This is a genomic window from Paludibacter sp. 221 (genome assembly GCF_010501035.1).
Lineage (GTDB): Bacteria > Bacteroidota > Bacteroidia > Bacteroidales > Paludibacteraceae > QVMH01.
This window is the reverse complement of sequence record NZ_QVMH01000013.1, coordinates 51,426-66,421: the sequence shown is the minus strand read 5'-3', so window position 1 is coordinate 66,421 and position 14,996 is coordinate 51,426. Positions and strand designations below refer to the sequence as shown.

The following is a 14,996-nucleotide window of genomic DNA, read 5'->3' as shown; positions in this document are numbered from 1 at the left end:
AAGGTGGTGGTGATGAATTGTTGACCGAATACAATGACACTCCTGTAGGAGAAGGTTTGATGGTACTTTTACTATTAGCACTATCCTATGTAGGTATCAGAAAAAAATGGTAATTTTTAGAATAGTGTAATCTATTTCTCTTTAGGATTACACATTATAATATAAGATAGGCTTCAGTAGAAGTAAATTCTTATAACGATAAACGAACAGAATACATACATAGAAAGAGAAAGAAAGGGGTTGCATTTTTATTCATTACATATTGAATAAAATGCAACTCTTGTTTTTTGTTGGAAATTGGAACTGAAAATTCATTTAAGAAAACAATCATTGTTATATCTTTGTTGTTTATCTAAAGACTGTGGAAACTCCGCTTGATTAGTAAGTGGCAATATATTAAGTCTTGCTTAAATTAAAGATATATTTTATGAAAAAAATTGCTCGAAGCCTGACTGAGCTTGTAGGTAATACTCCGCTTGTAGAGTTGCAGAATTATAATAAATCAAAAGGGTTGAAGTCGCATCTGATTGCTAAATTGGAGTATTTTAATCCGGTGGGAAGTGTGAAAGACCGTGTTGCTCTAGCAATGATTAATGATGCCGAATCGAAAGGCGTTTTGAAAAAAGGTTCGGTAATTATTGAACCTACGAGTGGAAATACGGGCATTGGATTGGCTTTTGTTTCGGCATCGAAGGGTTATAGGTTGATTTTGACTATGCCTGAGACTATGAGCTTGGAACGTAGGAACTTGTTGAAAGCATTGGGAGCCGAGCTTGTTTTGACACCGGGTGCACAAGGTATGTCGGGTGCTATTGCTAAAGCACAAGAGTTGACCCAAGAGATTCCTGATTCGGTTGTTTTGCAACAATTTGAGAATCCTGCAAATCCGGAAATACATAAGCATACTACAGCACAGGAAATTTGGAGAGATACCGATGGTAAAGTTGATGTTTTTGTAGCAGCCGTAGGGACAGGCGGTACAGTTAGTGGGGTGGGAGAAGCATTGAAAAAACTGAATCCCAATATCAAAATAATTGCCGTTGAACCACAAAGTTCTCCGGTGCTTTCGGGAAGTAAACCGGGACCACATAAAATACAAGGAATAGGTGCGGGGTTTGTACCTAAAATATATAATGCGACTATAGTTGACCGGATAATACAGGTAACAGATGATAATGCAATACTGACAAGCAGAGAATTAGCAAAAAAAGAAGGTTTGTTAGTAGGCATTTCTTCCGGTGCAGCTATGTATGCTGCTGCCGAACTGGCTAAGTTACCCGAAAATGAGGGTAAAACCATTGTTACTATATTGCCCGATACGGGCGAACGTTATTTATCTACGTTATTATATGCTTTTGAAGAATATCCTTTGTAAAGAACAAATCATATTTGAAAATGAAACAAACGGCAAGAATAGATTTACTGTTCCTTGCCGTTTGCTATTTCGTCATTATAATCTTCGATAGAGCGTAATATTACATCGTATGCAGTTTCCCGCCCATATATATGAGTCAGTACCATGCGTTGCTGTGTGTCCATTGGCAAATCCTTGTACGTTGTAAAGTAATGCACCAATCTGTTTACTATTTCCTCCGGAAGTTCACTTATATCCTTATAAATACTATATAATAAATCGTCTTTCAGTACTGCAATTATTTTATCATCTGCCTGATTGTGGTCTAACAATCTGAATCCCCCTATAGGATGTGCTTTGGCTATTATATCACCGTGAGTAACGTCTTTTTCGGTTAATATGCATATATCCAAAGGGTCACGGTCTCCCTCTATGTCGGTTCTTCCTAAACTTGCGTTTGTCAGTTCCGCTACTTTTTTTGAACAATAAGTGCGTGGAATAAATCCATATAAAGCCGGTACTATATTCGAGTATTTCTGTGGGCGGTCTATCGAGAGGTAACCTGAGATTTTATCTACTTCATACTTTACGGTGTCGGTAGGAACTATTTCGATGAAAGTTGTAACTTCTTCGGGAACCCGGTTGCCTATGTCTATTCCGTGCCAAGGATGAGCTTTGTGATTAATCATGATTCATTTTTAATATTAAATGGTTTGTAATATAATAAGTCTTTTTACAATCATTTTGTTCTGAATAATTCGTGCAATGGCAAAGTTACTTTAAATATCGGAAAGCCAACTCAAAATAAATTTATATAGTTTGGTGTTTTTCGTTTTTGAGGGCTGAGGGCTGTTTATGTCAATAATTACACATAAAGAAGTAATTTTTACACATTGTGATTTATTCATGAGTTTACTTTTGTATCATGAAATTAAATAAATCAAAGTATATTCATTTATTAAAAAAATTATTATGAAAAAAACATTACTTTTTGTTTCTGTATTATTTGCGGCAGTAAGTGTGTCTGCTCAATCTTCTTTTAAAGCATCTGATTTTATAGTAAACGATGAAACTAAAACTATCAATGCAAATATTTCAACTTCGGATAATACTATTACTTTTTATGCAAAATCTGATAAGACCGGAAAAATAGATGCTAATACGGCTTATTTTAATGAAACTCCATCAACAGCTACTCAGGCTACAAGTACCAGCTATACAGCTCGTCTGCAAACAAGTGGAAATGGAGCAGATGACTATCGTTGTTTTATTGTAAGTGCTCAGTCGGCAGGAAAATTAAAAATTGCTGCAAGAACAGGAAGCAACAGCGCGACAGATAGAAATATAATTGTAAAACAAGGTTCTAAAACACTTAAAGATCAAATGTTATTAGAATCGAATGCAGTAACAGCTACTGATGGAAAAGTATATCCATATATAGTTGTTGATGTAACTGAAAGTGGTAATATCTGGATTGGTTCGGGAAATGGTAATATAAATATTTATGCAGTTGAGTGGATTCCGGCTGGTGTTTCTTCTGTTTCAAATCCGATAGCAGATGTTGTTTATTTCAACGGAACTGAAATTGTTAACGAAAATGGTTTAAGCCTTCAAGTATATAATACTGTAGGTAGCTTAGTGCGTACTTCAAACTCAAACATCACTATGACTGATTTGCAAAGCGGTGTTTATATCGTACGTGCCGAAGGTGTAAAAGGTGCATTGAAAATAAGCAAATAATAATAGATATAAAAAGATTGTGTTATTTCAGTTAATGAAAAAAGATGAGTTTGGATAAAGCTCATCTTTTTTCTTTTTTTAAGGGAGACTTATTATATACAAGCCTTTGTCATTCTATCATTTCCCGACAAATCTTTTCTTATCTCAATGTCTTTGAATCCTTCTTTTTTTAATAGCTCTATTGTTTTTTCTCCACTATCGTGATGTATCTCGAAATATAGTTTCCCATCATTATTAAGGTGTTTGGTGGCAAACACGGCTATTTTTTGATAAAACAATAAGGAATTGTCGTTTGGTACAAACAGGGCTAACGAAGGTTCGTGTTTCAGAACATTTGCCGACATATGTTGTTTCTCGCTTTCGGGGATATAAGGAGGGTTGCTTACTATCACATCCCACTTTTGAGTAAATAGAGGCGTATTTAATATATCAAGCTCTTTAAAGTTGATTTCAACCTCATTCTTTTTTGCATTTTTTTGTGCTGTATCTATAGCCTCGGGCGAAATGTCGAACGCAGTTACTTCCGAGTTTGGCAATAGTTTTTTTAAAGCAATGGCAATACAGCCGCTTCCGGTGCCTATATCCAGTATTTTCAGGTTTTTGTTCCCCTTGCTGTCGCAATATATCCATTCTACTAATTCTTCGGTTTCGGGGCGTGGTATTAATACAGATTTGTTCACACAGAAATTTAATCCGTAAAACTCGGTTTCGCCTAAGGCATACTGTATAGGAGTGCTTTTTTTTAGTTCTTCTACTAAACGGACTAATTGTTTGTGTTGTTCAGCAGAAAATATTGTACTTTTGTTAAGTAAAACCTGTGTGTGCGAAAACCCTGTGATTTTCTCGATTAACAGGAAACTGATATTCCGGATTTCACTTTCAGGGAATACACCCTTTAAGGAGTAGTTGATATATTCGAGCGATTTTTGCATATTCGGTGTACAAAGATAAAATTTATAAAATTAAAAATAAAGAGATAATGGAAAAGAAAGAAAATCAATTGAATATCGAACTATCTGCCGAAGTGGCCGAAGGTACGTATTCTAACTTGGCTATCATATCACATTCTACATCCGAATTTGTTGTAGATTTTGTGCGAATCATGCCCGGCACGTCAAAAGCAAATGTAAAGTCGCGTATTATTCTTACTCCCGAACATGCTAAACGTTTGCTTTTTGCATTGCAAGACAATATCGTGAAATACGAAGCCCAGCAGGGTAAAATAAATATTCCCGAAAACAAAAACAATCCTCCTATGCCTCCTATCGGTTTCAGTGGTGGCGAAGCGTAATGGGTTTTAGTAGGAGATTGGAGTCGTTTTTAATCCTTGTCAGATGAACGTTGATGAGTTATATATGAGCCGTTGCATACAGTTGGCGCGTTATGGTGCCGGCTATGTTGCCCCCAATCCGATGGTTGGGGCAGTTGTAGTATGCGACGGAAAGATAATAGGCGAAGGCTATCATCGGCGTTATGGAGAAGCTCATGCCGAACCCAATGCCATAAATTCGGTTAAAGATAAGGCGCTTTTAAAAAACTCGACCATGTATGTTAGCCTTGAGCCGTGCTCGCATTATGGAAAAACCCCTCCGTGTGCCGATCTGATTGTTTCTTGTGGAATACCGAAAGTAGTGGTAGGAACGCTCGACCCAAATCCTAAAGTGGCAGGCCGAGGGGTTGCAAAGCTGCGCGAGGCTGGGATTGATGTTAAGGTAGGATGTCTGGAGAGTGAATGTGAAGAACTGAATAAGCGTTTCTTCACTTTTCAGAAGAAAAAGTGTCCTTACATTTCGCTAAAATGGGCACAAACACGCGACGGATATATTGATAATGACAGAAAAAATGCCGCTGCTCCTCCCTTGCTGATTTCGAATGAGCTGACTAAGATGCTGGTGCACAAGCAGCGTGTTGAAAATCAAACAATAATGGTAGGAACAAATACTGCCGTATTGGACAATCCGTCGCTAACTGTCAGGAATTGGGCGGGGGTCAATCCGGTGCGCATTGTGTTGGACGAAAAAGGGAGAATCCCTTCAAATTATCATTTGTTGGATGGGGCAGTGCCTACTATCGTTTATACAGGGCAAAAAAAACAGAGTGAACAAAATCCGGAATATGAACTTGTTGACTTTGATGATAAGGTGTTGGAGAGTATTTTGAAAAACCTGTACGAACGCAATATCCATTCAGTGCTTGTAGAAGGTGGAGCAAGTCTTTTAAATTCGTTTATCCAACAAGGTTTGTGGGATGAAGCTACGGTCGAGGTTGCTCCTAATATAGCAGGAGGCGGTGTGAAAGCTCCTTCGATGTGTAAGATACCTTGTAGTCATAAAGAGTATCAAGGCCATACATTGTTATATTATAAGAATGAAAAGTGTTCAATAAAATAAAAGTCCTGTTTTTTCTAATTGTCAGAAAACAATACCTGTAACTATTGATTGTTTTTGCGTATTTTCAAATTTTGAAGAAATGAAATTATATATTGTTCCCACTCCAGTTGGTAATCTTGAGGATATTACTTTTCGTGCTATCCGTATTTTGAAAGAGGTGGATTTAATACTGGCCGAAGATACGCGTACGAGCGGTTTTTTGTTGAAGCACTACGAGATATCCACCCCTGTTCAGTCGCATCATAAATTTAACGAGCACAAAACAGTTCAGACTATCACTCAGCGTATAAAAGCAGGCACGGTGGTTGCCCTTATCTCCGATGCAGGCACGCCGGCTATTTCCGACCCGGGTTTTCTGATTGTTCGCCAATGTGTAGAAGAAGGTATTGAGGTGGAGTGCCTGCCGGGAGCTACAGCCTTTGTGCCGGCTCTTGTAGCTTCGGGGTTGCCTAACGACCGTTTTTGTTTCGAAGGTTTCTTGCCGCAGAAGAAAGGACGCCAGACACGGTTAAAGGAATTATCAGAAGAAAGCCGTACAATGATTTTTTATGAATCTCCATACCGGGTATTAAAAACGCTTTCTCAATTTTCAGAGTATTTTGGGGGAGAACGCTTAGCTTCTGTATCGCGCGAAATCTCCAAACTATACGAAGAAACAAAAAGAGGAACCCTTGCGGAATTGATAGAACATTTTACAATTAATCAGCCTAAGGGCGAATTTGTTATTGTAGTAGCAGGTAAAGAGAAGTGAAGAGATAATTGATTGCCTTTTTTGGGAGTTTTTATCAAAATGCTTTTTTACATGTAAAAAAGAGCTGGACAAAACAATTTTTATCCCAATTTGTTATAAAATAAAGCGGATCAATGATTTTTTGAGGTTGTTGTTTATTTTGTTGATTATTAATTGATTGCTTTTGTTTAAAACGTTTTTGTATCTCATTCAGGTGCTCTATAAAGGCACTTTTGCGTAAATTTTTTTGTGAAATAAAAACTTATATTGTACTTTTACATCTGCATTTTGAACAGAGACAATAATAATAACATTAATTAATATATTATGAAATCAGTATTTTACACCGTAGCAATTGTTTTATTGTTTGCTTCAACTTCGTGTGTGGAGAAATCACAGAAGTATAAAGCATTACAATCTAAGAATGATTCTATTATGTCTGTTCAGGAAGCCTTGGCAAAAGATGTAAGAGAATATCAATTTGTTTTCAGCCATATTGAAAAAGGTATTCAAAAAGTAGAAAGCAAAGAAGCAGACCACATACAACAAATTAAAACAAAACTTAGCAACGACGAAAACGCTAAAGTAAACGATAATATTGCGAAATTGAACTCGCTTTTGCAAGCGCAAAAAGAAGAGCTTGACCAAATGAAAACGCAATTGAACCGTACTTCTTACAGAGCGAAAGAATTGCAACGCAATGTAGAAAGCCTTAAAAACAAACTGGCTGAAGAAACAATGAAAGTTACAGTTCTTCAAAGCGAAGCACAAGCTAAAGATTCAACTATCCAAGTAATGGAATCTACGCTTCGTAACTTAACAATGGAACTGGAAGCTACTACAAGCCAGCTTGCAGCACAAGCAGAACTTGTAGCGAAACACGAAGCCGAATTGTACACAGGTTATTATATAGCAGGAAGCAAAGGCGATTTGAAAAAAGCAGATGTATTGACAAAAGCAGGTTTGTGTAAAACAGCTTTGTTTGACAAAGGAGTAAACAAGGGAGTATTCACTCAGGTTAATATCCTTGAAACTCAAACAATCGTTTTACCAGCTTCAATCAAAGGAAAAATGTTGTCGAGCCATCCAAAAGCTTCTTACAAGCTGGAAAAACAAGGTGACGATAAAGTAATTCGAATTATCAATCCGGATGAATTTTGGAGTGTTACAAAATACTTGGTAATACGATAAGTAAAAAATAATCATAACATAAAATGCGTTTCTCTATAATTAAGAGAAGCGCATTTTTGTTATCGCATAAAAATGAGCCATGTACAAACATGTATTTCTTGATTTGGACGATACCATTTGGGACTTCCATGCAAATGCAAAGAAATCGCTGAATATAACCTACGATAGTTTATCGCTAAGCAGTTACTTTGACTGTTTCGAAGAGTTTTTCGATGTTTATATTCAGCGTAACAACGAACTGTGGGACTTGTATGGGGCAGGGGAGATTTCGAAAGACTTTTTACAAAAAGAACGTTTCCGTTACCCGCTATCCAAAGCAGGTATCGAAGATGAGAACTTGGTGCGGGAGTTGGGTGAAATGTATCTGAGCCTCTTGCCTGAAAGAACTATACTTGTGCCTCATGCGCGGGAGTTGCTTGATTATCTATCTCAAAAATATACGCTGACCATTATCTCGAACGGGTTTATTGAAGTGCAGTACCGCAAATTGAAGAATAGCGGTATCGACCATTATTTTAAACATGTGGTTCTGTCGGAAGATGCCGGAGCCTTGAAGCCCGACAGGAAGATATTTGACTATGCTTTAAACCTGAACAATGCGAAAGCCGAAGAAGCCATTATGATAGGAGATATATATCAGGCAGATATACAGGGGGCGCAAAACGCCGGTATCGACCAGATATTTTTCAACTGGCGTGGTGTTGAATTGTCGGACGGGCAATCGGCAACACATATCGTCGATATGTTAGAAAAGGTCTACATGATATTGTGATATTTAGCGGGGCTTTGTTTTCGCTTCCCGAATAAAAAACGTACTTTTGCATCCATCAAAAAAAGCAAAATAGCATGATACAATCAATGACCGGCTTTGGAAAAGCCACGCTGGAATATGGAAATAAAAAAATAGTAGTTGAAGTTAAGTCGCTGAATAGCAAGCAGATAGATATTTCTACCCGCATATCGTCGCTCTATCGCGAAAAGGATATCGAGATAAGAAACGAAATATCGCAACGGCTTGAGCGTGGTAAGATTGATTTTGCACTATATATTGACAACTCTACCAAAGAGTCGGCTACTATCATTAACCAGCCGGTAGTGGAGTCGTATTACCAGCAGATAAAATCGGTATCGGAGAGGCTTGGAGTGCCTACACCCGACAACTGGTTCGAAGTGTTGCTTAGGATGCCCGATACTCTTAAAACCGAATCGCAGGAACTGGATGAGAATGAGTGGTTTGAAATTCTTCGTACAATACGTGCGGCGATAGAGCAGCTTCAGGAGTTTCGTGCGCAGGAGGGGAAAGCATTAAGAGCGGTTTTTGAAAGCAAGATAAACAGCATAAAAAACTTGCTGGAACAGGTAGCGCCTTTCGAGGCCGAAAGGGTGGAGAAAATAAAATCACGCTTGGAAGAAAACCTGCAAAGCCTGTCGGAAAAAATCGACTATGATAAAAACCGCTTGGAACAGGAGCTTATATTCTATATTGAGAAACTGGACGTGAACGAAGAAAAAGTACGCTTGTGCAACCATCTGGACTATTTTCTCGAAACAATGGATTTTGAAAAATCTCCCGGAAAAAAACTGGGCTTCATAGCACAGGAGATAGGGCGCGAAATCAATACCCTTGGCTCCAAAGCCAATCATAGCGAGATGCAAAAAATCGTGATTCTGATGAAAGACGAGTTGGAGCAGATAAAAGAGCAGGTCTTGAATGTATTGTAAGGAGTGAATAGCTATTAGCTGATAGTGATTAGTTGATAATCTTCGATAATATTAAATTCTCCTTTTAAAATAAACTCTATCTTCTTCCCCTCTCCTCAAGGAGAGGGGGCAGGGGTGAGGTCGTAAAAGAAACAATTAGAAGTAGATATAAATAAAACAAAAACACGGTGTCAGGTAAACTAATCATATTTTCGGCTCCATCGGGGGCAGGCAAGAGCACTTTGGTAAAACATTTGCTCACTAAAGAGTTTAACTTGGAATTTTCCATTTCGGCTACGAGCCGTGCCCCGCGTGGCGCAGAGCAGCACGGATGCGATTATTACTTCCTTTCGGCCGACGAGTTTCGCAGTAAAATACAGCAAAACGAATTTTTGGAATACGAAGAAGTATATTCCGACCTGTATTATGGAACCCTGCGTTCGGAGGTCGACAGGATTATAGGTCAAAACAAGAATGTGGTGTTTGATGTAGATGTAGTAGGAGGGTTGAATATAAAGAAGCAGTATGCCGACAAAGCGTTGGCTATATTCATAGCACCTCCGAGCGTAAGTGCTTTGGAGGAGAGGCTGAAAGGCCGTGCCACCGATTCGCCCGAAAAGATAGCAGAGCGCATTAACAAGGCCGAATATGAAATGACATTTGCCCCGCAGTTCGACCAAATCATTGTGAACGATGATTTGGAACAGGCCAAAACAGAGGCTGAGAATGTAATCAGGGAATTTTTACTCAAAAACTGATAACGCTTTAACAAGGTGAACTACCACGAGGCCATTCAATATCTTTACAGCCGCTTGCCGGTATTCCATCATATTGGCAAAGACGCTTACAAGCCGGGCTTGGAAAATACCACCAGCTTATTGAATGCGCTCCACAATCCTCAAACCAAATACAAAACCGTCCACATTGCCGGAACCAACGGCAAAGGCTCGGTATCGCATATGCTCTCGGCCGTTTTGCAAAAGGCCGGTTACACAACGGGGCTGTACACATCGCCCCATCTGGTCGATTTCCGCGAACGTATCCGTATCAATGGCGAAAAAATACCGGAGCAGTATGTCGTAAACTTTGTAGAAAAGCACGAATCCCTTTTCGAAAAAATACAGCCGTCATTTTTCGAAGCTACCATGACTATGGCATTTGCTTATTTTGCCGACAAGGAGGTAGATGTGGCCATTGTAGAGACGGGCTTGGGCGGAAGGCTCGACAGCACGAATATAATACAGCCGGAACTATCAGTTATAACCAATATAAGTTTTGACCATACACAGCTTCTTGGCGATACCTTAGAAAAGATAGCCGCCGAGAAAGCGGGTATTATAAAACATGCCACCCCTGTGGTAATAGGCGAAAGCCAGCCGGCTACCCGCCCCGTGTTTCGGCGTAAGGCAAAGGAGATGGATGCACCCATCCTGTTTGCCGACGAACTGCTGGCGATAAGATCCGGTAAAACGGAATCGGGCAAATTGCAGGTTACCACTTCCGACAACCGCCGGTTTAGGGTGGGGCTTACGGGAAACTACCAGTTGAAAAACGTAGTTACCACACTGGTTGCCATCGGGCAGTTGCAAAAACAAGGCTTTCATATATCCGCAGCTAATATAGAAGATGGCTTGGCCGATGTAAATAAGATAACCGGGTTGCAAGGGCGTTGGCAAATAGTAAGCGATAGCCCGAAAATTGTTTTAGATACAGGGCACAATGTAGCAGGCATCAGTTGGGTAGCGGAGCAACTGAAAGCAGAACAGTACAACACATTACGCATTGTGGTAGGGATGGTAAACGATAAAGATATAACCGCAGTGCTCTCGTTGCTTCCCCGCAATGCCGTTTATTATTTCACGCAGGCCGATATAGCCCGCGCCCTGCCTGCGGACGACCTGCAGCGCCAAGCCTCCGTATTCGGGCTTAGAGGCGGTTCTTTCAGCTCGGTGAAGATGGCGGTAGAGCAGGCCATCTCAGAATCATCCCCTGCCGATATGGTTTTCGTAGGTGGCAGCAACTTTGTGGTAGGCGAAGCCCTGCCTTATTTCCGTTAATACCTATAAGTACTCCGCTAAACTTGCCCCTTGCTGCCGCACGATTGTATCGTGTGGCTTTCCGGTTCTTTTTTCACCTTACCACGCGAAGGATTCGCGCGGTAGCATGTGCGGTTCTGAGGTATTGATATTGCGGATGTGTTTTACAACGTATGCTGATATAATCATCTGAATAGCCTCTTAAAAACCTTATTTTTGTATTAAACCTTAGTAATAAGGATAATACTGTAATATTTACCTTATTAGCTTATTTATCAGACAGTTTAATAAGCTAATAAGGTTAGGCCTATTAGAGACTATTTATGTTACTAAGGTTGATTTCTGAAAATAAGGTTTCATGCTCAAGATAATCTGCTCATAAAAAAGAACATTGCTACCACCGGCGCAAGTTTAGCGGAGCGCAACTTGTGCCCCCTTGCTGCCGCACGATTGTATCGTGTGGCTTTCCGGTTCTTTTTTCACCTTACCACGCGAAGGATTCGCGCGGTAGCATGTGCGGNACTAAGGTTGATTTCTGAAAATAAGGTTTCATGCTCAAGATAATCTGCTCATAAAAAAGAACATTGCTACCACCGGCGCAAGTTGCGCTCCGCTAAACTTGCGCCAATGATGCGCCAGTGGTGTGGAGCGGCGTTCAAAAAAAAGACTTTCGGGGCATACTCGATAAGAAAAAGGGAACAAAATAACATTCCATTCTTATTTTTTAAGGTATTTTAGCCCTGTTTAGCCCTGTATTTATCCATTTAGTTCCGTTGTATTACAATAATTAACCAATTAGCCTCTGTTAAATCACATATATAAAGGCTTAAAGCATAATTTATAATAAGGTGGGGGTATTGTTTAATATTTTATAGTTAATCTCTTAAAACGGATTTAAACAGGGTAATTAACATAATTTGCTTGGTGCGTGGTATAGTTAGATTTTGTTTTCCCCTGTATTTTATAATGTACTGAACCAAATTTGTTAAATATTTTGCGTAGAATGTAAAAAGCATCTACTTTTGTACCCGTGTGACAAGTGAGAAAATTTTTCTTGTTACTTTATTTTTCGAAAAATAGGGCTAAAAAGATTAAAAAAGCAAATGATGAGTCTTTTCCAAAAAAAGAATAAAGAAATGCATATTATGAGTGTTAAAAGCTTTGTAATGTCGCACTATTTATTAGAGAGAGAGAGAGAGAGAGAGAGAGAGAGAGAGAGAGAGAGAGAGAGAGTACAGGCCTCACTCTGAGACTTTTATTAATACTATATGGGGATATTATCCCTTTTTTAGCCAAAAAACTTACGACTTTAAAATTTGTCCGGAGGGAAAAAACCGTTTTTCCTTTCAGGATTTTCGCATATACCGCTGTCGATATTTTCAAAATACCGGCAGCGGTATTGTTTTTTGTTTTCTATTCAGATTTAATGAATGTTGGTTATGTCTGGCCACGTTGCTGTTCACAGCGTGGTTCGGGAAGAATAGCATCAAGGCGTCCGGTGTATAGGATTTGTTAGGTCCTTATCGTACGCCTTTGCTGTTTTTTCACCATTAGCCTTTTTGGGGCTTGTTTGCAGTATTGTATAGTTGAGTGTAAGTGTTTGAAACATATTAAGTTATATCTATTTGTTTACCCGTATCCGTATGGCGGCTTTGAGTCCGCTTTACGGATAAAAGGAAGTGATTATTGCTGCTTTTCAAGCAGGACACGGACTGCAATTTCCGACACGTCGGAATGTAACATCCGCGCCAGTGGGGATACGCTACTTCCCCTCGTTTGCCTGACTGGCGCAAGTTTAGCGTAGCGCAACTTGTGCCGAAAACAAATGCAGTTTAAAACTGCGAAAAAATATAGTCACAAGTCACAGACTTGCGCCAAATAAAGTATTTTAAAAATAAGAATGACAGATAACACTTGTAGGGGCGAAACATCTTTCGCCCGATAAAGAAAAGTGAATAAAAAAAGAAGAAAGAACGTGAATGAATAGTAATATAACAATCAGAAGTAACTCAACCCCTCTCCTCAAGGAGAGGGGCAGGGGGTGAGGTGAATACCCCCCCCTCCCTCTCGTTTGCAAACGAGAGGGAGGGGCAAGAATATTACCCGTAAATCGGACTCGAAGCCGCTAAATGGGACGGGAGAAAAAAGGATTTCGTATAATAAATAATTTAAAAATATTTTAGGTTTTTCGTGTTTTTCTGTTGCAACAAAAACATGGAGATATAAAATATTCGGGTTAATAATAAAAATTATAAAAGTTTATAAACCAATCAATTAAAAAACAAATTTTATGAACAGAAGACAGATTTTAGTGCAAACACTATTGGTGTTTGTTATGTTATTGTTGCCATTAAGCATTGTTAATGCTCAGGTAACTATTGGAGCCGACCAAGAGCCTCAATCTTACTCGTTGTTGGAGCTGAATACTACAACGGTAAAGGGTGGGATTCAGTTGCCGAAACTGACAACTGCCGAGCGTGACGCGCTTTTGAGCAGCAAAACCGCTGCTGAAAAAACAGCAGCTAAGGGTTTAACTATTTACAATACTGTTACTAATTGTATTGACACATGGAACGGTACTGCTTGGGTATCCGATTGTAGTGGTGGTAGCGACAATTTAGTTATTACTACTCAGCCTCGTGCTTTCAATTGGCGTGAAACTGCGACAGCAGGTAGCATGTCGGGTATTGGTGGCGAATCGGCTACTATCAGCGTATCGGCTACCGGAATAGCTCCTCTTGCTTACCAATGGTACGAAATCACTGCTAATCAGAATGCTGCTCCTGCTCCTATAACCGGTGAAACAGCAGCAACTTTTACTCCCGACTTATCTGCTTTGGGAATGCGCCGTTACTATTGCCAAGTTACCGATGCTAACGGCAACAGTATAAACAGTGATATAGCCGAAGTAGCAGTAGGATGTGGTGCTAAAACCGTAAGTGGTGGTTGGAGTAAATTTATGTGTTACAATTTAGGTGCAACCAACCAAAGTATTACTGCTCAAAAAGCAGTATCTAGCCCTGTGTTTTCTTATCCTGATACAAAAAACACTCATTCCGCTGTTTACGGCGACTTATACCAATGGGGTCGTACAACTGATGGTCACGAAAAACGTGCAAGTACGACTTCAACTACAACAGCTCCGGTTACTGGTCTGACAGCAGGAACAAATACGTTCCTTAAAATTACTTCTTACCCTTACAATTGGACATCAGCTCCTACCGCTGACCTTAACTGGCGTAACCAAAAAAATGGTACTTACGACCCATGTCCTGCCGGCTGGCGCGTTCCTGCTCAGGGCGAATGGAGTGATATTTTCCGTGGCGGTTCAGCTCCCGGTGCTTCTGGTACTGCTGTAGCTAACACTTGGTCTTGGTATTCTACAGGCGGAACAAACGGTTACGAGATCAAACCTGATGGCGAGACCACTACTTTATTTTTGCCCGCCGCCGGCTACCGCGAGCGCTCTAATGGCGAGCTCTACAGCGTAGGTTCCGGCGGACGATACTGGAGTGGTAGCCTTAGCAGTGTGTACTCGCTCTACCTGCTCTTTGATGGTAGTAACGTGTACCCTGCGTACATTACGTACCGTTCGCTCGGCTTAAGTGTACGGTGTATCTCAGAATTATAAATCCGACTATTTGTCCATTCGTCTATTTTTTCCCCGTCAGGCTTGATAAAGTCTGGCGGGGGGGCGGCGATAGCCGCTCGCGGCGATTTTTTTTTACAGCTACAAAAAAGTAGCTGTAAAAAAATTAGCCACAAAATTAAATGCCGGATTTTAAAATTTAGACAACTTCTAGATAAAAATCTTTATTTTCCCTCCGAATTTTCCTTCTTTTGCTAAGAAATCC

General features: G+C 39.9%; 13 protein-coding genes. 11 read left to right on the top strand and 2 right to left on the bottom strand.

The features are described from left to right. Window positions 1-427 precede the first annotated feature (427 nt). Window positions 428-1,375, top strand: coding sequence for a cysteine synthase A (cysK, locus tag D0T49_RS04930; protein WP_163629481.1), 948 nt, complete (start codon window positions 428-430; stop codon window positions 1,373-1,375). 44 nt (window positions 1,376-1,419) lie between these two features. Here cysK and D0T49_RS04925 read toward each other — a convergent pair whose 3' ends face one another. After that, window positions 1,420-2,043 carry an inorganic pyrophosphatase gene (locus tag D0T49_RS04925; RefSeq protein WP_163629480.1) on the bottom strand — a complete coding sequence of 208 codons (624 nt, stop codon included), beginning with the start codon at window positions 2,041-2,043 and terminating at the stop codon, window positions 1,420-1,422. Window positions 2,044-2,326: 283 nt separating this feature from the next. Between D0T49_RS04925 and D0T49_RS04920 the strand changes: the two genes are divergently transcribed. Then, the gene (locus D0T49_RS04920) at window positions 2,327-3,094 is read left to right on the top strand and encodes a hypothetical protein (RefSeq protein WP_163629479.1); all 768 of its coding nucleotides are present in this window, start codon (window positions 2,327-2,329) and stop codon (window positions 3,092-3,094) included. Between the two features lie 92 nt (window positions 3,095-3,186). On the opposite strand, the gene prmC is transcribed toward D0T49_RS04920, so the two are convergent. Beyond that, window positions 3,187-4,026: a peptide chain release factor N(5)-glutamine methyltransferase gene (gene prmC, locus D0T49_RS04915; protein ID WP_163629478.1), complete on the bottom strand. Its 840-nt coding sequence runs from the start codon at window positions 4,024-4,026 to the stop codon at window positions 3,187-3,189. A 47-nt stretch (window positions 4,027-4,073) separates the two neighbouring features. Here prmC and D0T49_RS04910 point away from each other — a divergent pair, with 47 nt between their 5' ends. The 9 genes from D0T49_RS04910 (at window position 4,074) to D0T49_RS04870 (ending at window position 14,773) form a co-directional block, all read left to right on the top strand. Beyond that, the gene (locus tag D0T49_RS04910; protein WP_163629477.1) at window positions 4,074-4,385 is read left to right on the top strand and encodes a DUF3467 domain-containing protein; all 312 of its coding nucleotides are present in this window, start codon (window positions 4,074-4,076) and stop codon (window positions 4,383-4,385) included. 43 nt (window positions 4,386-4,428) lie between these two features. Continuing rightward, window positions 4,429-5,484, top strand: a complete 1,056-nt coding sequence (ribD, locus tag D0T49_RS04905) for a bifunctional diaminohydroxyphosphoribosylaminopyrimidine deaminase/5-amino-6-(5-phosphoribosylamino)uracil reductase RibD (protein WP_163629476.1) — start codon at window positions 4,429-4,431, stop codon at window positions 5,482-5,484. A 79-nt stretch (window positions 5,485-5,563) separates the two neighbouring features. Further along, window positions 5,564-6,235, top strand: coding sequence for a 16S rRNA (cytidine(1402)-2'-O)-methyltransferase (gene rsmI / locus D0T49_RS04900; protein ID WP_163629475.1), 672 nt, complete (start codon window positions 5,564-5,566; stop codon window positions 6,233-6,235). A gap of 306 nt (window positions 6,236-6,541) precedes the next feature. Beyond that, window positions 6,542-7,405: a hypothetical protein gene (locus D0T49_RS04895; protein WP_163629474.1), complete on the top strand. Its 864-nt coding sequence runs from the start codon at window positions 6,542-6,544 to the stop codon at window positions 7,403-7,405. A gap of 79 nt (window positions 7,406-7,484) precedes the next feature. Continuing rightward, window positions 7,485-8,177 (top strand): YjjG family noncanonical pyrimidine nucleotidase, encoded by a 693-nt coding sequence (locus D0T49_RS04890; RefSeq protein WP_163629473.1) that lies wholly within the window; start codon window positions 7,485-7,487, stop codon window positions 8,175-8,177. Between the two features lie 74 nt (window positions 8,178-8,251). Further along, window positions 8,252-9,127, top strand: coding sequence for a YicC/YloC family endoribonuclease (locus tag D0T49_RS04885; protein WP_163629472.1), 876 nt, complete (start codon window positions 8,252-8,254; stop codon window positions 9,125-9,127). A 167-nt stretch (window positions 9,128-9,294) separates the two neighbouring features. After that, window positions 9,295-9,864, top strand: a complete 570-nt coding sequence (gene gmk, locus D0T49_RS04880) for a guanylate kinase (protein ID WP_163629471.1) — start codon at window positions 9,295-9,297, stop codon at window positions 9,862-9,864. A 15-nt stretch (window positions 9,865-9,879) separates the two neighbouring features. Beyond that, a complete protein-coding gene (locus D0T49_RS04875; protein WP_163629470.1) occupies window positions 9,880-11,163 on the top strand; it encodes a folylpolyglutamate synthase/dihydrofolate synthase family protein in 1,284 nt (427 codons plus the stop codon). 2,269 nt (window positions 11,164-13,432) lie between these two features. Next, a complete protein-coding gene (locus D0T49_RS04870; RefSeq protein ID WP_163629469.1) occupies window positions 13,433-14,773 on the top strand; it encodes an FISUMP domain-containing protein in 1,341 nt (446 codons plus the stop codon). The last annotated feature ends 223 nt before the right edge of the window (window positions 14,774-14,996 follow it).